This window comes from Micromonospora sp. AKA38, from assembly GCF_027925725.1.
In the GTDB taxonomy this organism is placed as follows: domain Bacteria; phylum Actinomycetota; class Actinomycetes; order Mycobacteriales; family Micromonosporaceae; genus Micromonospora.
The window spans coordinates 1,316,905-1,334,117 of sequence record NZ_BNEI01000005.1 but is presented as its reverse complement, the minus strand read 5'-3'; the positions used below and the strand labels follow the sequence as shown (position 1 = coordinate 1,334,117).

Sequence of the window (17,213 nt, the reverse complement as noted above, 5' to 3'; positions counted from 1 at the left end):
CGCGGAAGCGGAAGTCTTCTCGCGCAAGGATCACGGCGCTGAGGTCAGACGCTCCACCCGCTCACGCCACCGGACGATGGTCCGCTTGTACGGCTCCGGCATGCGCAGGCCGGGCACCTCGTCGTAGGTGAAAACGCCCAGTTCCTTGTGCTCGGCGGAGCAGACGAGACCCTCGTCTCCGGTGTAGACGGCGCCGAAGCTGACGATGAACACGTGGCGCTGAGGCGTGATCTCGTAGACCCACGCGTCGATGATGTCGACGTCGCCAACCGTCAGTCCGAGTTCCTCGGCGACCTCACGGCACACCCCGTCCTCGGGTGTCTCGCCGACCTCGAGCTTGCCGCCGGGCAGTTCCCACTCGTCGCGCTCGTTCCTCAGCAGTGGCACCCGGCCGTGGTGGTCCACGACCAGCTTCACCGAGATCGGCAGTTGGTACTCGAAGTAGCCGGGGTTACGCTCGACGAGATAAGGCGGTCGATCGGTCATGCGGGCAGCCTTCCAGGGTCAGTCTCTGGTGATCAGAATGGCGGCGACGTCGTCGGCGCGCTTGAACCGGCCGCTCACCGTGCCGACATCGGCCTCCACGTCGCGGATCAGCTTCTCCAGGAACGGCAACCCGCGCTCGCACGCGTCGGTGACGACCTCCGGCCATCCCGGATAGAGCCGATAGTCGGTGACCAGCCGGGCGAAGCCGTCGGTGCACAGGAGGACGTGGTCGGTGTCTGCCCAGGCGCCTACCATCCCGTGTGGACGCAGGACCCGCCGCGGATGCCCGGAGAAGACGGATTCGATGTCGCCGGAAGTCATGGTGTGCAGCCGCCGCTCGTGCATCGCCGCCGCGACCCGCTGGGCTTTCGTCTCACCGGACCCCACCGCCGCCGCCTCCCGCCGGTCGAAATAGCCGGTGGCCAGGACGAGCGGCTTTCGCCCGCTGACCGCTGCCGTGGCGTCACCGACCCGGCTGATCGCGAACCGCGCGCCCTGGTCGACGCAGAGCGCGATCGAGCACGCCGGTGGCACGCGATCGTCCGGAAACCCGAGCCGGGCCTGGCGCTGGGCCACTTCGGCGGCGACGCTGTCGAGCAGGTCCGCGGGGTCGTCGCGGTAGGCATCCGCCCCGGCCTCCGTCAGCCGCTCGCCGACGGTGTCGACGAGCCACTGCACGTCACTGCCGGCGGGAAGCGCAGCGTCGTCGTACAGATCGGTGGCCCCGTCGATGACCCAGCCGAGCGTGCCACGGTGACCGACGCGGTCCTCATTCGCCCGCACGCCGCCCGCAGTGGTGATCATTTCTCGTACCTGCATGGACTGGTCCGTTCTCATGACATCCAGGAGCTGGGCACGAACATCCCCGCCCCGACCAGCGCGCCGCCGAGCAGGATCGCTGCCGCGACCCGGCGGATGCTGCTGTTGTTGACCAGGGAAAAGGTACCGAACACGATGCCGGTCGCACCCGAGGCCACCAGCATCAGACGGATAGCGTCGGTTCCCTTGCTCTGACTCGCGATGTTACTCGCGGTGGCGATGAACGCGACCACCGCCGCAAGCAGGCCGAGGAGTTGCAGTTGCTGCGCCTTGAACTCGGTCAGCTCGGTGCGAAACCGTCCGTGGGCACGGGCCCAGCGACTCCGCTCCTGCATGAGGTCGACGCGTACCCGGGTGGCCTGATACTGCGTGAGCCGGCGAAGATAGTCGCGCGACGTGCGTTGTTCCAGTTCGACAGCCTGTCCGACCGCGGCACGCGCCGCCTCGAACTCGCCGCGCAGCGCCAGCACACGCCCCTTCGTCTCGTAGTAGTGGGCGACTCGACCCTGAGTCAGGGTGATCGCACGATCGACCTGTCGCTCGATCTGGTCGAGGTCGTTGACGGGTGCGGTCTCCTCCAACCGTTCGAGGTATTCCACCCAGAATGCGGCAAGCTGGTGCACGACTCCCGGCACGTCCGGCATGGCGTCGACCGCTTGCCGAGAATACTCGACGGAACTTCGTAGCGAAGCCAGATCGCCTCGCGTCCGGGCCACGATGGCGCGGAAGGTGTGAAAGTAGGGCTCGATGCCGAACTCGCCTTCGTAGTCGCGGACGATGCCGCCGTACTCGGCATGCCGTTCCTCGCGGCGCAGCCGCAGCAGCAACGCGTACAGAGCCGCGAACCGGACTCGCGACCGCAGGCCGCGGTCGTCGACAATCGTCCGCAGCACCCGCTCCGGATCGGGATGAGCTTCCACGACCTCCCGGATCACCTGCGGAAACGCCACGTCGGCGGGCGGAGGCACCGAGGTCAACGCGCTGATCAGGCGCGCACGGTCGGCCGCCGCCGTCTCGCCCGGCCTGGGCCTAGGAATTCGCATTCGAGAACCCCCTGTCGAGCCACGCGTACGGGTGGTCGGATCTGACCCGGGCGAGAAACCTCATCAGGCGACGGTCGCCGGTGAAGGCCGTACGCCCGTGCAGGTAACGGTGGTTGTGGACGAGGTAGCCCTCGCCTGCGGCAAGCTCCACCGTGACCGTCTCCTCGACAATCAGGCGACGCAACCGCGCCACCAGGTCAGCGCTTCCGTAGGGGCCGGCGACCTGATCGTCGCGGTATCGAAGCCGGGTGAGTCCCGCCGCCGTCTCGACCACCGGACGCTCGACCGAGCCGTCCGCCGGCACCAGCCGCAGGGCCGCCACCGCGGCGTCGCCGAAGTGACGGCGTAGCCGGGTAAGGACTCGGGCGCTGTCGACCAGGGTGGTTGCCCCGCCTGATCCCACCGGCGAGACCATCAGCGCGGCGAGCACGCTCGGCGGTGTCGCCTGCAGGCTGCGGTCGGTGTGCGGGCGCAGGGCCGACCGGGTGAAACCGGCCTCGGACTTCGCGCCCTCGGAGCGGTGGCGCGGAGTGATGACGGTCAGGCCGTCGACTGCCTGGTGCGGGTGATCGACCGGCTCCGTCCATCGGCGTAGGAGATCACCGACTTCGTCGACACTCGCCTCGCGAATCAGGACCACGCCGTCGTGGCCGAGAACGCTCGGCGTCTGCTCAGGACCCAACTCCGCGAGGGCATCCGCTCTCAGCAGCCGCATGACGCTCCCCTGCCAGCCTCACGAGATCGATAATCATACGTGTTCCGAGTCGCGGTCAGGCCGTATCGGATTCCTGCCTCGGGCCGGAAGGTGCGGGCTGGGCGCGCCGCTCCAGGACACGTCCACGGCCTCGCGGGCGTGGAACCTTGAGCCGGCTACGCAATCAGGCCGGTGCTCTCAGAGCACCCATTCGCGTCCCCGAGCCGCCGTCGGATACATGACAGCGGGCCGCAACGTAGGCCGCCGTCCCGCCAGTCAGGAGGCGAGCAGGTCCAGGACGCTTCCGAAGATGAGAAAGGTGAACGCCATCCATCTTCGATGCGGCCGCCGCCGGTCTGCGGAATTCATCTCCACGCTTGCTCCGGGCGCCCACCGGATAGTTGACTCGACGACATGGCCCGCATCGCGTACGACGACACCGACGCGGCGGCGTTCGCGGCGACCCGGCACCTCGCCGACGACGGGCTCACCGCGTGGCGGGAGGCCGTCGCCCGGCACCTCGACCCGCGGCCCGGCATGCGCCTGCTCGACCTGGGCGCCGGCACCGGGAGGTGGGCCGACGCGTTCACCACCTGGTTTCCGGGCCTGCACGTCGTCGCGGTCGAGCCGTCGCCGGCGATGCGCGCCCGTGCCGCGTTCCGGCCGCTCCTGGGCGGCGACGCGGCGGGCCTCCCGCTCGGCGACGGCAGCGTCGACGGCGCGTGGCTCTCCACCGTGATCCACCACGTGCCCGACCTCGTCGCCGCGGCGCGCGAGCTGCGCCGGGTGGTGCGGCCCGGCGGCCCGGTGCTCATCCGCTCGGCATTCGCCGGCCGGCATCGGGCGATCACGCTGTTCCGCTACTTCCCGGAGGCCGTGCGCGTGCTCGACACGTACCCCGGCGTCGCCGAGGTCGGGTCGGCCTTCGCCGGCGCCGGTTTCCCCGCCGCGTCCGTCGAGCCGGTCCCGCAGGTCACCGCGACGTCGCTGCGGGAGGCGGCGGTCACGCTGCGCCGGGAGGCGCACACGCCGCTCCAGTTGATCACCGACGACGAGTACGCGGCGGGCGTCGCGCGCCTGCGCGAGGCTGCCCGGGCCGGCACCGGGCCGGTGGTCGACGCGTTGGACCTGCTGGTCGTGCGCTGATCACCGCCGCGTGAGTCGTCTCCGCTCTCAGCTCGACAGTGGCCGTCCGACGCCGACCGAAGCCTGACGTGACGTGACGGAACGCTAGCCGACCTCGGGGTCGGCCAGGTGCAGCGACAGGACCTTGGCGGTGCCGACCGCCAGTTCGCGGTCGAGCACCTGGTCGCGGGGCACGAAGACCATGGCCTGCCCCTCGCCGAGCACCACGTCCTCCTGGCGGGCGTCCGTGGTGCCACGGAAGACGTACACGGTGACGGTGTGCGGGAAACCTTCCTCGTACGGTCGGGGGCCGCTGCACAGCAGGCGCAGGTCACCGGCGGTCAGGCCGGTCTCCTCCCGCAGCTCGCGGCGGGCGGCCTGCTCGGGTGTCTCGCCGGGCTCGATGCTGCCGCCGGGGAGGCTCCACCGGTACGGCGAGACGGGTGCGTTGCCGTCGCGGTGCTGCATGAGGATCGCGCCGGCCGGGTCGACGAGCAGGACGAGGGCGACGTCGTAGCTGGTCATGCGCGGAGCATGGCACGGCGAGCCACTTTCGTCCAACCTGGGCAAAAGTTGAGCCGAAACAACAGAAAGCTATGGACATATCGACATGGCTTTTGTAGCGTCGGCCGCATCCCATGACCTGCCCGACCGTCCCGAGCAAGGAGAGGCAGTTGACTGGACGACTCGCACTCGCGGTGGCCACCGTTACCGCCACCGCCCTCGTCACCACTCCCACCGTCGCCGCCACCGCCGCACCGGGCACCGCCGCCCCGCCGCCGGACAGCGCCTTCCAGAAGGTCACCCTCAACGACAGTCCCGGCGAGCCGATGGACCTGGCCGTGCTGCCCGACCGCCGGGTGCTGCACGTGACCCGCGCCGGCGAGGTCTGGCTGCACAACCCCGCCACCGGCCGCAACACGGTCGCCGCCACGTTGGACGTCTACCGGCACGACGAGGAGGGCCTGCAGAACGTCGCCGTCGACCCGAACTTCGGGCGGGGCGGCAACAACTGGGTGTACCTCTACTACTCGCCGCCGATGGACACGCCCGTCGACGACCCCGCCACCCCGGGCGTCAACGAGGGCGACGCGCCCGGCTGGGGCACCGCCGAGGACTTCGCGCCGTTCCGGGGCGTGCTGCGCCTGTCCCGGTTCCGCCTGGTCAAGGACCGGCTGGACCTGCGCACCGAGCAGCAGATCCTGGACGTGCCGGTCGACCGGGGCATCTGCTGCCACGTCGGCGGCGACATCGTCTTCGACGCCCAGGGCAACCTCTACCTGTCCACCGGCGACGACACCAACCCGTTCGAGTCCGGCGGCTACGCGCCCATCGACGAGCGGCCGGGCCGCAACCCGGCGTACGACGCGCAGCGCACCGCCGCCAACACCAACGACCTGCGCGGCAAGATCCTGCGGATCAGGGTCGCGGCCGACGGGTCGTACTCGATCCCGGCGGGCAACCTGTTCCGCACCGGGACGCCCCGCACCCGCCCGGAGATCTACCTGATGGGCGTGCGCAACCCGTTCCGGATCGAGGTGAACCGGGGCACCGGTGAGCTGTACGTCGCGGACTACTCGCCGGACGCGCGGGAGGCGGACCCGACGCGCGGGCCGGCCGGGCACGGCAAGTGGCTGTCCACCCGCCGGGCCGGCAACTTCGGCTGGCCGTACTGCGCCACCGCCGACCTGCCCTACGTGGACCACGACTTCGCCACCGGCGCGTCCGGGGCCCCGTTCGACTGCGCCGCCCCGGTCAACGACTCACCACACAACACCGGGCTGCGCGCGCTGCCACTGGTGCAGCAGCCGCAGGTGGCCTACACGTACGGCGACTCACCGCGGTTCCCAGAGCTGGGCGACGGTGGCATCGGCCCGATGGCCGGCCCGGCGTACGACTTCGACAGGCGCACCACCCGGGGTCGCACCGCGGTCGGCTGGCCGTCCCACTACGACGGCCTGCCGCTGTTCCACGAGTGGACCCGCGACTACGTCAAGGCGTTCCGGCAGGACCGGCGCGGCGCGGTGACCGGCATCGAGCCGGTGCTGCCCTCGGTGGTCTTCGACAACCCGATGGACCTGGAGTTCGGCCCGGACGGCGCGCTCTACGTGCTGGAGTACGGCGACGGCTACTTCAGCGAGAACCCGGACGCGCAGCTCGCCCGCATCGACCACATCGGCTGGACCGGCAACCACACGCCGGTGCCGCGGGCCTCGGCGACGCCCACCGCCGGCGCCACCCCGCTGACTGTCGCGTTCTCCAGCGCCGGCACCACCGACGCGGACGGTGACCGGCTGCGCTACGAGTGGTACCTCGACGACGACAACCGGGTCGACTCGCGGGCGCCGAACCCGACGTTCACCTACCGGGAGAACGGCCTCTACCGGGCCACGCTGAAGGTCACCGACCCCGCCGGCCGGTCCGCCTCCACCGAGGTACGGATCGCGGTCGGCAACGCCGCCCCGGTGGTGGAGCTGGTCGACCCGGTCGAGGGTCAGTCGTTCTCGTTCGGCGACACGGTCGCCTTCGAGGTCCGTGTGGCCGACGACCAGCCGGTGGACTGCGCCCGCGTCACCGTCACCTACATCCTCGGCCACGACAGCCACGGGCACCCGCAGACCACGGCCAGCGGCTGCACCGGCTCGATCACCACCACCGTCCCGGAGGGCCACGACCCCGGGACGGACAACCTCACCGGCGTGTTCGTCGCCAGCTACACCGATGCCGGGAGCGACGGGCTGCCCGCGCTGACCGGCACCGACCAGGTCGTCCTGGTCCCCTCCGCGTAAGACCGGCGAAAAGGAGAACGTCATGTGTTACGGATTCGACGGGGAGAGCGCGCTGCGGCAGTCCCTCGACCGGCGCAACCTGCTGCGCGGCTCGCTGGCGGCGCTGGCCGGTGTCGGGCTGGCCGGCGGGCTCGGCGCGACCGCGGCCCAGGCCGGCGGTGGGCACCAGCACGGCCGGCGGCACGTGCCGAAGGAGCTGATCAGCCTTCAGCTCTGGACGGTCCGCGACGCGCTCAACGGCGCACCCGGCTACGACGCGACGCTGGCCCACCTGGCCCGCGTCGGCTACCCGCGGGTGGAGCTGGCGCTCGGCTACTTCGGCCGCACCGCGAAGGAGCTGCGCCGGTTCCTCGACGGCATCGGCATCCGGGCCACCTCCAGCCACGACGGGATCGCCGCCGACGCCGCCGCTCTGGAGCAGAAGATCGCCAACGCCCGTACGCTGGGCCAGCGGTTCATGGTGGTGCCGTACCTGAACTCCGACCGCGAGGACGACTGGAAGCGCTGGGCGGAACAGATGAACGTCGAGGCCGCCGCCGCGCGCCGGGCCGGCCTGCGGTACGGCTACCACAACCACGCGCACGAGTTCACCATCGACTTCGGCAACGGCCGGCGCCCGTGGGACGTGCTGACCGAGGAGTTGGACCCGCGCCTGGTGCACCTGGAGATCGACCTGTACTGGGCGGTGACCGGTGGCATCAACTCGGGTGAGGGCGTCGACGACCCGGAGGGCTTCGCGCTCGACGTCATCCGCTGCGCGCCCCAGCGGGTGTTGCAGTACCACGTCAAGGACCGCGACCCGGTCACCGGCGACATGGCCGACCTCGGCACCGGGATGATCGACTTCGCCCGGATCTTCCGCCGGCACCAGGTGCTGGAGTACATCGTGGAGAACGACACCCCGGACGTGACGCCGCAGCGGACCGCCGAGGTCGGCTACCGCTACCTGCGCCGCCTGACCTACTGACACGACGGCGCCTACGGCTCGCCGCACCCTCGGGTGGCCGAGCCGTAGGCGCCGTCCTGGTCAGCGGTGCCAGTGCTGGCGTGGGCGCAGCCCTCCCGCCTGCTCACGCGCCCACCTTGGCGGTGCTGGCGCGCAGGACCACCTCGCCGCTCAGGCGCAGGATCCGCCGGCGGCGGGTGGTGTTCTCGGTGAGCGCCAGCTCCATCACCTTCTCGCCGATCTCGCGCAGCGGCAGCGCCACGGTGGTCAGCGGCGGGGTGAGGTCGCGGACGATCGGGATGTCGTCGAACCCGGCGACGGACACGTCACCGGGCACCGACAGGCCGTGGTCGCGCAGCGCCGCGTACGCGCCGATGGCCATCACGTCGGTCACCGCGAACACGCAGGTGGCGTCCAGGCCGCGGGTCAGCAGGTCGGTCATCGCCTGGTAGCCGCCGTCGCGGGTGAACGGCCCCTCGATCACGTCTGCCGGGTCGAGGGCGACACCGGCGGCGGCCAGCTCGTCCCGGAAGCCGCCGAGCCGGTCGGTGACGGTGGTGAGCGTCCGGGGGCCGGAGAGCACCGCGAAGCGGCGGTGACCCAGCTCCAGCAGGGCGCGGGCCATGGCGGCGGCGCCGGCCCGGTTCTCCGGCAGCACGCTGTCGACCTTGAGGCTGCGGTGCCGGCTGACCACGGCGACCCGGCCGCCGCCGTCGAGGTAGGGCTTCAGCTCGGCCTCCATGGCCCGCTCCCAGCGGGTGTCCTCGAAGCCGGAGCCGATGAGCAGGATGGCGGGGGCGCGTTCGGCGCGCAGCATCGACACGTACGCGATCTCGCGTTCCGGGTCGCGGAACGTGCTGGCCAGCATGACCAGCAGGTCGTTGGCGCCGGCGACCCGCATGACGCCGCCGGCGACGGCGGCGAAGTAGGGGTCGGTGACGTCGTGGCAGATGACGCCGACGGTGCGGTGGGAGGCCCCGGCCAGCGCCCGGGCGTGCGCGTTCGGGGTGTACGCGAGTTGCGCGGCGGCGGCCAGGACGCGGTCGCGCAGGTGCGGGGTGACCCGCATGCCGTTGAGCGCTCGGGAGGCCGTGGCCAGCGAGACGTCGGCGGCCCGGGCCACGTCCTCCAGCGTCACGTGCGCCCGTGGCTGCATCGATCTCCCCCGTGCGGAACGTCTTGACCGGCCGGTTTCGGCGTGGCTACCGTACCTCCTGAAAGCGCTTACTGAAAACGCATTCAGGAGCGGGACCGCCACCCGGAAGGACACACGTGGAGCGCACGTCTATCGGGATCATCCTCAACGGCGTGACCGGGCGGATGGGCTACCGGCAACATCTGGTCCGGTCCCTGCTCGCGATCCGGGAGCAGGGTGGGCTACCCGCCCGCGACGGCAGCCGGATCTGGCCGGAGTTGACCCTGGTGGGCCGCAACGAGGCCCGGCTCGCCGAGATCGCCGCCCGGCACGGGCTCACCTCGTACACCACCGACCTGGCCGCGGCGCTCGCCGACGACCGCCACCAGATCTACTTCGACGCGCAGGTCACCGCCCAGCGGGAGAAGGCGATCCGGGCGGCGATCGAGGCCGGCCGGCACGTCTACACCGAGAAGCCGCTCGCCGAAGGGCTGGACGGGGCGCTGGAGCTGGCCCGGCTCGCCACCGACCGGGGCGTGAAGAACGGCGTGGTGCAGGACAAGCTGTTCCTGCCCGGCCTGCGCAAGCTCAAGCGGCTGGTCGACGGCGGCTTCTTCGGCCGGATCCTGTCGGTGCGCGGCGAGTTCGGCTACTGGGTGTTCGAGGGCGACTGGCAGGACGCGCAGCGGCCGAGCTGGAACTACCGCGCCGAGGACGGCGGCGGCATCACCGTCGACATGTTCCCGCACTGGCACTACGTGCTGGAGCAGCTCTTCGGCCGGGTCACCGCCGTCACCGCGGTCACCGCCACGCACGTCCCGGAGCGGGTCGACGAGAACGGCGTCACCTACCCGGCGACCGCCGACGACGCCGCGTACGGGATCTTCGAGCTGGCCGGCGGCGTCATCGCGCAGATCAACTCCTCGTGGGCGGTCCGGGTGTACCGGGACGAGCTGGTCGAGTTCCAGGTCGACGGCACGCACGGCAGCGCGGTGGCCGGGCTGCGGGACTGCCGTATCCAGCACCGCGGCGCCACCCCGATGCCGGTGTGGAACCCGGACCTGCCGGTCACCGAGCCGTTCCGCGCCCAGTGGCAGACCGTGCCGGACAACGCCGACTACGACAACGGGTTCAAGGTGCAGTGGGAGGCGTTCCTGCGGCACGTCGTGGACGACGAGCCGTTCCCGTGGGACTTCCTGGCCGGCGCGCGCGGCGTGCAGCTCGCCGAGGCCGGGCTGCGCTCCGCCCGGGAGGGACGGCGGGTCGAGATCGAGGAGATCGACAGGTGACCGTCCGGATCACGCTGCCCACCCCGGGCGGCGGCACCGAGACGCGGACGCTGCGGGAACCGGCCGGCTGGCAGCGGCCGGCCGCGCCGCCGGCCAGCCGGATCGCGTACGCGGCGGCGCACGTGGTCGCCGACCCGTACGCCGACAACGCCCCCGACGCGCCCGCCCGGCTGGACTGGGACGCCACCCTCGCGGTACGGCGCGACCTGTGGTCGTGGGGGCTCGGCGTGGCCGAGGCGATGGACACCGCGCAGCGCGGCATGGGACTGGACTGGGCGGCCACCCGCGAGCTGATCCGGCGCAGCGCCGCCGAGGCCGCCGCGTGCGGCGGGCGCATCGTCGCCGGGGCGGCCACCGACCAGCTCACCGGCGTGCCCGACACGCTCGACGAGGTGGTCACCGCGTACGCCGAGCAGGTCGCGTTCGTGCAGGAGTGCGGCGCGGTCGCGGTGGTGATGGCCAGCCGGCAGCTCGCCGCGCTCGCCACCGGCCCCGACGACTACCGGCGCGTCTACCAGCAGGTGCTGGGCGCCAGTGGCGCACCGGTGGTGCTGCACTGGCTCGGTGACATGTTCGACCCGGCGCTCGCCGGCTACTGGGGCTCGACCGACCTGGACGACGCCACCACGACGTTCGTCGCGCTGGTGCGCGCGCACGCCGACGTGATCGACGGCGTGAAGGTGTCGCTGCTCGACGCCGGCCGGGAGGTGCGGCTGCGGGAGCTGCTGCCGCCCTCCGTGAAGGTCTACACCGGCGACGACTACCACTATCCGGAGCTGATCGCCGGCGATGGCGAGCGGTCCAGTCACGCGCTGCTCGGCGCGTTCGCAGCCGTCGCCCCGGCCGCGTCGGCCGCGCTGCAACGGCTCGACGCCGGGGACCCGGCCGGCTTCCGGGCGGTCCTGGACCCGACCGTGCCGCTGTCCCGGCACGTGTTCGCGCCGCCGACGCGGTACTACAAGACCGGCATCGCGTTCCTCGCCTGGCTCAACGGCCGGCAGCCCGGCTTCACCATGGTCGGCGGCCTGCACGGCGGGCGCGGCGTACCGCACCTGGTGGAGACGTTCCGGCTGGCCGACGCCGCCGGGCTGCTGCTCGACCCGGAGCTGGCGGCACACCGGATGCGCGGGTACCTCGACGTGGCGGGGGTGACCGGATGACCGCCGATCCGCGGCTGGCGAAGCTGTCGCTCAACCAGCGCACCACCGAACGCTGGTCGGTCCGGGAGGCGGTCGACGGCTGCGTCCGCGCCGGCATCCCGGCGATCGGGCTGTGGCGCGAGCCGGTCGCCGAGATCGGCGTACCGGCCGCGGCGTCGCTCGTCACGGACGCCGGGCTACGCGTGTCGTCGCTGTGCCGGGGCGGGTTCCTCACCGCCGCCGGCGGGACCGCGCGGGCCGAGGCGCTGGCCGACAACCGGCGCGCCATCGACGAGGCGGCCGGCCTCGGCACCGACTGTCTGGTGCTGGTCGTCGGCGGTCTGCCGCCCGGCTCCCGCGACCTGGCCGGCGCGCGGGCGCGGGTCGCCGACGCGCTCACCGAGCTCGCCCCGTACGCCGGCGAACGCGGCGTGCGCCTGGCGCTGGAGCCGCTGCACCCGATGTACTGCGCCGACCGAGCGGTGCTGTCCACGCTCGGGCAGGCGCTCGACCTGGCCGAGGCGTTCCCGGTCGACCAGGTCGGCGTCGTGGTGGACACGTTCCACGTCTGGTGGGACCCGGACGTGTGGCGGCAGATCGCTCGCGCCGGGGCGCGGATCGCCAGCTTCCAGGTGTGCGACTTCCTCACCCCGCTCCCGGCCGACGTGCTGCTCGGGCGCGGAATGATGGGCGACGGGCACATCGACTTCCCGCCGCTGCGCCGCGCCGTGGCGGCGGCCGGCTACACCGGGGACACCGAGGTGGAGATCTTCAACGCCGAGGTGTGGGCGACCGACCCGGACCAGGTCGTCGCCACCATGGCCGAGCGCTACGTCGAGCTGGTGCTGGCCGACTGACGCGCGCCCGGGTCCGGCCTGTCGGACGAAACACGTGGTCGTCCGGCGGACCGGTAGGTCAAGATCGGGTCATGACGCTGCCGCCCCCCTCGATCACCACGCCGATCACCGCCGACCTGCTGCGCGGCGCGCTCGACCTGGAACGCACCGCGCACGGCGTGCTGCCGCACCGGCTGCCGGCCCGCGCCCGGGCCCAGAACACCGACCCGCAGGTGACGATGGCGGAGACGATGCCGTCCGGCGTACGACTGGTGTTCCGCACCCGCGCCACCGTCGTCGAGCTGGACGTGCTGCCCACCAAGATGGTCTACCGGGGCGCCCCGCCGCGCCCGGACGGCCGCTACGACCTGCTCGTCGACGGGCGGCTGGCCGGGCAGGCCACCGCCGACGGCGGCAAGGTGCTCACCATCGACCTGACCACCGGCGACGTGACCACCGATGCCGGACCGGTCGCCACGGTCCGCTTCGCCGACCTGCCCGTCGGCGACAAGGAGGTGGAGGTCTGGCTGCCGCAGCGCGAGATCACCGAGCTGGTGGCGCTGCGCACCGACGCGCCGGTCGAGCCGGTCGGCGACCGGGGGCGGCGGGTGTGGCTGCACCACGGCAGCTCGATCAGCCACGGCTCGGACGCCGAGAGCCCCACCGCCACCTGGCCGGCGGTCGCCGCCGGGCTCGCCGGCGTGGAGCTGGTCAACCTCGGGTTCAGCGGCAGCGCGCTGCTCGACCCGTTCACCGCGCGGGCGATGCGCGACACCCCGGCGGACCTGATCAGCGTGAAGATCGGCATCAACCTGGTGAACAGCGACGCGATGCGGTTGCGCGCGTTCACCCCGGCGGTGCACGGCTTCCTCGACACGCTGCGCGACGGGCACCCGGAGACCCCGCTGCTTGTCGTCTCGTCGATCCTGTGCCCGATCCAGGAGGACACGCCCGGCCCGGGTGCGGCCGACCTCAGCACCGGCACGCTGCGGTTCGTCGCCACCGGCGACCCGGCCGAGCAGGCCGCCGGGAAGCTCACGTTGCGGGTGATCCGCGCCGAACTGGCCCGGATCGTGGCCGCCCGCGCCGCCGACGACCCGAACCTGCACTACCTGGACGGGCTGGAACTCTACGGCGAGGCGGACTACGCCGAGCTGCCGCTGCCCGACGAGCTGCACCCCGACCCGGTCGCGGACCGCCGCATCGGCGAGCGGTTCGCCGCGCTGGCGTTCGGCGCGGGCGGCCCGTTCGCCGCCGACGGTTCCTGACACGCCGGCCGGTCGGGACGCTCGCGGCGTCCCGACCGGCCCGGGTGACGGCGGTGCGGTCGGGTCAGATCCGTCGCCGGCCGTAGGTGCCGGCGACGATCGCCACGCCGATCGCGGCGAAGACGACCTGGATGAGCAGCTCGATCCAGTCGACGCCGTTGGTGTCGGCCACGTCCAGCGCGCCCGCGACGGCGGTGCCCAGCAGCGCGGCGACCACGCCGATGACCAGGGTGAGCCAGATCGGGATGTTCTGCTTGCCCGGTACGACCAGGCGGCCCAGCGCGCCGATGATCAGACCGATGATGATGCCGGAGATGATGCCGCCGACGTGCATGATGGCCGCCCTTCCTCAGGGATGTGAGTCGACCGGTCAATTGCCCCGGGCAACGGAAAATGAAACCGGGTGGCGGGCTGACCGGAGCGCCGCCGGTGGGGTGGGATGGGACGGACCGGACGGCGCGGCACACCGAGGAGGACGCGATGGCACACGGCCCGGTGCTGGTGATCGGAATCGACCCGGCTCGGATCCCGGGATGGGACCCGGCGCCGGTGGTCGCCGCGATCGCGCGCGGTCACGCCCGCTTCGCCGAGCACGGGATCGAGGCCGACCTGTGCCTGGTCGCGCCGGACCCGGACGCCGGACGGGAGGTCGCGGCGGCGCTGACCCGCCGGGCGTACGCCTGCGTGGTGGTCGGTGGCGGCCTCCGCAAGCACGAGCCGCTGCTGGAGCTCTTCGAGCAGGTCGTCAACCTGGTGCACCGGCACGCCCCGGGCGCGGCGATCGCGTTCAACAGCACCCCGGAGGACACCGTGGACGCGGCGCTACGCCGGCTCGGCTAGGGCGTGTCGCGCAGCGGCCACACCTCGACCACGCCGTGGGCCACCGCGCACGGCGTTCCCGACACCAGCTCGATCGCCTCCGCCATCGACGCCGCCTCGATCACCGCGAAGCCGCCGATCGGCAGCACCGAGGTCAGGAATGCCCCGTCCCGCACCTCGGCGCCCGCGCCGTCGGGGTTGCGCACCTGCACCGGAGCGCCGGCCACGCCCATCCGCACCCCGGCCGCCCGCAGCCGCTCGTCGTGCGCGTGGGCGGCGTCGCGTACCGCGGGGTCGGTGCGGTCGTAGCCGTCCTGGTCGCCGTACCCGATGGTGATGAACGTCGGCATGCTGCGGGCCCTCCGTCGCGGTTGCGGTCCTCGACCTGCCTACCACGCCCGCGCCGCACCACGGCGCGCCGCGCCCACCCGGGAGGCTCGAAACCGATTTAGAACCATCGATTGACATCGTTATCGAAGGCTCAGTAGCGTGGGGCCGGCGGGAGCGGAGGGCAGGCTCCCGTGCGGCACGACACCGGTGTCCGGGTCCCGGTCGGCCGCGCCGCACCTCACTCCCGTTCACCGCGCGTGCCACGGCGACCGCGGTGACGCACGCACCGACCGATCCCCCGCGGAGGACCCGATGATCCGAAGATTTCGACTGTGGAGCGCGGCAGCCGCCGCGATGGTGGCCCTGGCCGCCGCGGCGACGATGGCCGGCGGCCCGGCGAGCGCCGAGTCCAACGGGGGCGTCCGGGTGATGCCGCTCGGCGACTCCATCACGGACGGGTTCAACGTGCCCGGCGGCTACCGGACGGAGCTGTGGCGACGGCTGGCGGCGGACAACTACCGGATCGACTTCGTCGGCTCGCAGTTCAACGGCCCGAGCAGCCTGGGTGACCACGACCACGAGGGGCACTCCGGGTGGACCATCGCCCAGATCGACGCCAACGTGGTGAACTGGTTGCGGGCGACGAACCCCCGCACCGTGCTGCTGCACATCGGCACCAACGACATGTACGGCGACACCAGCGGCGCCCCGGGCCGGCTGGCCACGCTTGTCGACCGCATCACGTCGACCTCGCCCACGACCGAACTCTTCGTCGCCACGATCGTCCCCAAGTCCGGCGCGGACACGCAGGTCCGCGCGTACAACGCGGCGATTCCCGGCATCGTGAAGAGCCGGGCCGACGCGGGGCGGCGTGTGCACCTGGTGGACATGTACGCCGCGCTGACCCTCGGCGACCTGGCCGACGGCGTGCACCCCAACGCCGGCGGTTACGCCAAGATGGCCGCCGCCTGGTACAACGCGCTGCGATCGGTGCCGGGCAGCATCAGCGACAGCACGCCCCCCACCACTGCCCCGCCCACCACACCGCCGCCCTCCACTCCCCCGCCGACCACCCCGCCGCCGGCCGGCGGATGCCGGGTGGCGTACGCGGTCAACGCCTGGGGCAACGGTCTCACCGCCAGCGTCACGATCACCAACACCGGCGGCGCGGCCGTCAACGGGTGGGCGCTGGCGTTCACGCTGCCGGGCGGGCAGACCATCACCGGCGGCTGGAACGCCTCGTACGCGCCGACGAGTGGGGCGGTGACCGCGCGCAACGTCTCCTACAACGGCACGATCGCCCCGAGCGCCTCCGTCGACATCGGCTTCCAGGCCAGCCACTCCGGCAACACCGGCAAGCCGGCGTCCTTCACCCTGAACGGCGCCCCCTGTTCGGTCGGCTGATCGACCGCCGACGGACCGTACCCGCCGTCCCGACGCGCCCGGCCGCACCGGCCGGGCACGCCGGGAGCGGCGGGCGGTCAGGTCCGCACCGGCGCGTCGGCGCGCCGGAGCACCGCCTCCAGCCAGCTCCGCTGCCGCCGCACGTGGACCGCCTCCCCGCCCTCGTGGCCGTTGTACGGGTAGGTGTGCATCTCCCGCAGCGGCGGCACCGGCCGGCCGCTGGCGGCGCCGTACTGGTTGTACGCGGCGAAACCGGTGCTCGGCGGGCAGACGTCGTCGCGCAGGCCGATGCCGAAGTGCGCCGGGGCGGTGGCCCGGCGGGCGAAGGCGACGCCGTCGACGTGGGCGAGCGTGTGCCGGACCGCCGCCTCGACCTCGCGATCCACGGCCAGGTACCGGGCGATCTCGCCGTACGGGGAGGCGTCGGTGAGCTGGACGGCCCGCAGGATGTGACACGCGAACGGCGCGGTGACCAGCACCGCGGCGAGGTCGTCGACCAGGCCGGCGACCGCCAGGGCGAGACCGCCGCCCTGGCTGTTCCCGGCCGCGACGACGCGCGTCGCGTCGACGCCCGGCAGCGCGCGGACGGCGTCGACCGCGCGGACCGCGTCGGTGATCAGGCGACGGTAGTAGTAGTCGTCCGGGTTCAGGATGCCCCGGGTGGCGATGGTCGGACCGCCCGGGCCGCCGTGCGGGTCGGGAGTGTCGCCGCGGGCGTGCCAGCCGCCCTGGCCCCGGTTGTCCATCAGCAGGTGGGCGTACCCGGCCACCGGCCAGGTCAGCCGCTCCCCCGGCAGGCCCCGCCCGCGGCCGTAGCCGGCGTACTCCACCACGGCGGGCAGCGGGCCGTCGACGCCCGCGGGGCGGGTGTACCAGGCCCGCACCGGTTCGCCGTCGAAGCCGGCGTACGTCACGTCCCAGGTGTCCACCAGGCGCAGGCCGGTGGGTTCGGGCCGGACGTCACACAGGACCGGGGTCGCGGCGGCCCGGTCGAGCGTGGCGCGCCAGAACCTGTCGAAGTCGGCGGGCTCGGGGACCTCCGGCCGGTACCGCCGGAGCTGGTCGAGTGGCAGGTCGGAGAAGGGCACGGA

At 72.7% G+C, this 17,213-nt stretch carries 18 protein-coding genes; 9 read left to right on the top strand and 9 right to left on the bottom strand.

Annotation, left to right across the window (positions count from 1 at the left end; all coding sequences use genetic code 11):
• Positions 1–30 precede the first annotated feature (30 nt).
• From TPA0908_RS22760 to TPA0908_RS22745, 4 genes are read right to left on the bottom strand one after another with little or no spacing between them, the layout of a single operon-like run.
• A complete protein-coding gene (locus tag TPA0908_RS22760) occupies positions 31–486 on the bottom strand; it encodes an NUDIX hydrolase (protein WP_281941068.1) in 456 nt (151 codons plus the stop codon).
• A gap of 18 nt (positions 487–504) precedes the next feature.
• The gene (locus tag TPA0908_RS22755; RefSeq protein WP_281941066.1) at positions 505–1,290 is read right to left on the bottom strand and encodes a protein phosphatase 2C domain-containing protein; all 786 of its coding nucleotides are present in this window, start codon (positions 1,288–1,290) and stop codon (positions 505–507) included.
• Positions 1,291–1,319: 29 nt separating this feature from the next.
• Positions 1,320–2,348 (bottom strand): hypothetical protein, encoded by a 1,029-nt coding sequence (locus TPA0908_RS22750; protein ID WP_281941064.1) that lies wholly within the window; start codon positions 2,346–2,348, stop codon positions 1,320–1,322.
• On the bottom strand, positions 2,335–3,063 hold the full coding sequence (locus TPA0908_RS22745; protein WP_281941062.1) for a TauD/TfdA family dioxygenase: 729 nt from the start codon (positions 3,061–3,063) through the stop codon (positions 2,335–2,337). The genes TPA0908_RS22750 and TPA0908_RS22745 overlap by 14 nt, the downstream gene beginning before the upstream one ends.
• Before the next feature lie 393 nt (positions 3,064–3,456).
• Here TPA0908_RS22745 and TPA0908_RS22740 point away from each other — a divergent pair, with 393 nt between their 5' ends.
• Positions 3,457–4,188, top strand: coding sequence for a class I SAM-dependent methyltransferase (locus tag TPA0908_RS22740; protein WP_281941061.1), 732 nt, complete (start codon positions 3,457–3,459; stop codon positions 4,186–4,188).
• 84 nt (positions 4,189–4,272) lie between these two features.
• Here the strand turns inward: TPA0908_RS22740 and TPA0908_RS22735 are convergent, their stop codons facing one another.
• Complete coding sequence (locus tag TPA0908_RS22735) at positions 4,273–4,692, bottom strand: NUDIX hydrolase (RefSeq protein ID WP_281941060.1); 420 nt, start codon at positions 4,690–4,692, stop codon at positions 4,273–4,275.
• A 149-nt stretch (positions 4,693–4,841) separates the two neighbouring features.
• On the opposite strand from TPA0908_RS22735, the gene TPA0908_RS22730 reads away from it, so the two are divergent.
• Both TPA0908_RS22730 and TPA0908_RS22725 read left to right on the top strand, forming a co-directional pair.
• On the top strand, positions 4,842–6,956 hold the full coding sequence (locus TPA0908_RS22730) for a PQQ-dependent sugar dehydrogenase (protein WP_281941059.1): 2,115 nt from the start codon (positions 4,842–4,844) through the stop codon (positions 6,954–6,956).
• 22 nt (positions 6,957–6,978) lie between these two features.
• Positions 6,979–7,923 (top strand): sugar phosphate isomerase/epimerase family protein, encoded by a 945-nt coding sequence (locus tag TPA0908_RS22725; RefSeq protein WP_281941057.1) that lies wholly within the window; start codon positions 6,979–6,981, stop codon positions 7,921–7,923.
• Positions 7,924–8,026: 103 nt separating this feature from the next.
• Here TPA0908_RS22725 and TPA0908_RS22720 read toward each other — a convergent pair whose 3' ends face one another.
• Positions 8,027–9,058 (bottom strand): LacI family DNA-binding transcriptional regulator, encoded by a 1,032-nt coding sequence (locus TPA0908_RS22720; protein ID WP_281941055.1) that lies wholly within the window; start codon positions 9,056–9,058, stop codon positions 8,027–8,029.
• 116 nt (positions 9,059–9,174) lie between these two features.
• Between TPA0908_RS22720 and TPA0908_RS22715 the strand changes: the two genes are divergently transcribed.
• The 4 genes from TPA0908_RS22715 (at position 9,175) to TPA0908_RS22700 (ending at position 13,569) form a co-directional block, all read left to right on the top strand.
• A complete protein-coding gene (locus TPA0908_RS22715) occupies positions 9,175–10,326 on the top strand; it encodes a Gfo/Idh/MocA family protein (RefSeq protein ID WP_281941053.1) in 1,152 nt (383 codons plus the stop codon).
• The gene (locus TPA0908_RS22710; RefSeq protein WP_281941051.1) at positions 10,323–11,486 is read left to right on the top strand and encodes a dihydrodipicolinate synthase family protein; all 1,164 of its coding nucleotides are present in this window, start codon (positions 10,323–10,325) and stop codon (positions 11,484–11,486) included. The genes TPA0908_RS22715 and TPA0908_RS22710 overlap by 4 nt, the downstream gene beginning before the upstream one ends.
• Complete coding sequence (locus tag TPA0908_RS22705; RefSeq protein WP_281941048.1) at positions 11,483–12,322, top strand: sugar phosphate isomerase/epimerase family protein; 840 nt, start codon at positions 11,483–11,485, stop codon at positions 12,320–12,322. The genes TPA0908_RS22710 and TPA0908_RS22705 overlap by 4 nt, the downstream gene beginning before the upstream one ends.
• A 71-nt stretch (positions 12,323–12,393) precedes the next feature.
• Positions 12,394–13,569: an SGNH/GDSL hydrolase family protein gene (locus TPA0908_RS22700; RefSeq protein ID WP_281941046.1), complete on the top strand. Its 1,176-nt coding sequence runs from the start codon at positions 12,394–12,396 to the stop codon at positions 13,567–13,569.
• A gap of 64 nt (positions 13,570–13,633) precedes the next feature.
• Here the strand turns inward: TPA0908_RS22700 and TPA0908_RS22695 are convergent, their stop codons facing one another.
• Entirely contained in the window at positions 13,634–13,903 is a 270-nt protein-coding gene (locus tag TPA0908_RS22695) for a GlsB/YeaQ/YmgE family stress response membrane protein (protein ID WP_107156754.1), read from the bottom strand.
• Between the two features lie 146 nt (positions 13,904–14,049).
• On the opposite strand from TPA0908_RS22695, the gene TPA0908_RS22690 reads away from it, so the two are divergent.
• Positions 14,050–14,409: a hypothetical protein gene (locus tag TPA0908_RS22690; protein ID WP_281941042.1), complete on the top strand. Its 360-nt coding sequence runs from the start codon at positions 14,050–14,052 to the stop codon at positions 14,407–14,409.
• On the opposite strand, the gene TPA0908_RS22685 is transcribed toward TPA0908_RS22690, so the two are convergent.
• Positions 14,406–14,738, bottom strand: a complete 333-nt coding sequence (locus tag TPA0908_RS22685; protein WP_281941040.1) for a YciI family protein — start codon at positions 14,736–14,738, stop codon at positions 14,406–14,408. The two genes, TPA0908_RS22690 and TPA0908_RS22685, sit on opposite strands and share 4 nt — an antisense overlap.
• Positions 14,739–15,030: 292 nt before the next feature.
• On the opposite strand from TPA0908_RS22685, the gene TPA0908_RS22680 reads away from it, so the two are divergent.
• Complete coding sequence (locus tag TPA0908_RS22680; protein ID WP_308447841.1) at positions 15,031–16,122, top strand: cellulose binding domain-containing protein; 1,092 nt, start codon at positions 15,031–15,033, stop codon at positions 16,120–16,122.
• Between the two features lie 77 nt (positions 16,123–16,199).
• Here TPA0908_RS22680 and TPA0908_RS22675 read toward each other — a convergent pair whose 3' ends face one another.
• The gene (locus TPA0908_RS22675) at positions 16,200–17,210 is read right to left on the bottom strand and encodes an acetylxylan esterase (protein WP_281941037.1); all 1,011 of its coding nucleotides are present in this window, start codon (positions 17,208–17,210) and stop codon (positions 16,200–16,202) included.
• Positions 17,211–17,213: the final 3 nt, after the last annotated feature.

Bases quoted from the DNA above. Each gene is read 5' to 3' on its own strand.
- TPA0908_RS22735 (WP_281941060.1), bottom strand. From the start codon at position 4,692: ATGACCAGCTACGACGTCGCCCTCGTCCTGCTCGTCGACCCGGCCGGC.
- TPA0908_RS22755 (WP_281941066.1), bottom strand. From the start codon at position 1,290: ATGATCACCACTGCGGGCGGCGTGCGGGCGAATGAGGACCGCGTCGGT.
- TPA0908_RS22690 (WP_281941042.1), top strand. From the start codon at position 14,050: ATGGCACACGGCCCGGTGCTGGTGATCGGAATCGACCCGGCTCGGATC.
- TPA0908_RS22705 (WP_281941048.1), top strand. From the start codon at position 11,483: ATGACCGCCGATCCGCGGCTGGCGAAGCTGTCGCTCAACCAGCGCACC.
- TPA0908_RS22700 (WP_281941046.1), top strand. From the start codon at position 12,394: ATGACGCTGCCGCCCCCCTCGATCACCACGCCGATCACCGCCGACCTG.
- TPA0908_RS22685 (WP_281941040.1), bottom strand. From the start codon at position 14,738: ATGCCGACGTTCATCACCATCGGGTACGGCGACCAGGACGGCTACGAC.
- TPA0908_RS22740 (WP_281941061.1), top strand. From the start codon at position 3,457: ATGGCCCGCATCGCGTACGACGACACCGACGCGGCGGCGTTCGCGGCG.
- TPA0908_RS22720 (WP_281941055.1), bottom strand. From the start codon at position 9,058: ATGCAGCCACGGGCGCACGTGACGCTGGAGGACGTGGCCCGGGCCGCC.
- TPA0908_RS22680 (WP_308447841.1), top strand. From the start codon at position 15,031: ATGATCCGAAGATTTCGACTGTGGAGCGCGGCAGCCGCCGCGATGGTG.
- TPA0908_RS22745 (WP_281941062.1), bottom strand. From the start codon at position 3,063: ATGCGGCTGCTGAGAGCGGATGCCCTCGCGGAGTTGGGTCCTGAGCAG.
- TPA0908_RS22750 (WP_281941064.1), bottom strand. From the start codon at position 2,348: ATGCGAATTCCTAGGCCCAGGCCGGGCGAGACGGCGGCGGCCGACCGT.
- TPA0908_RS22760 (WP_281941068.1), bottom strand. From the start codon at position 486: ATGACCGATCGACCGCCTTATCTCGTCGAGCGTAACCCCGGCTACTTC.
- TPA0908_RS22725 (WP_281941057.1), top strand. From the start codon at position 6,979: ATGTGTTACGGATTCGACGGGGAGAGCGCGCTGCGGCAGTCCCTCGAC.
- TPA0908_RS22695 (WP_107156754.1), bottom strand. From the start codon at position 13,903: ATGCACGTCGGCGGCATCATCTCCGGCATCATCATCGGTCTGATCATC.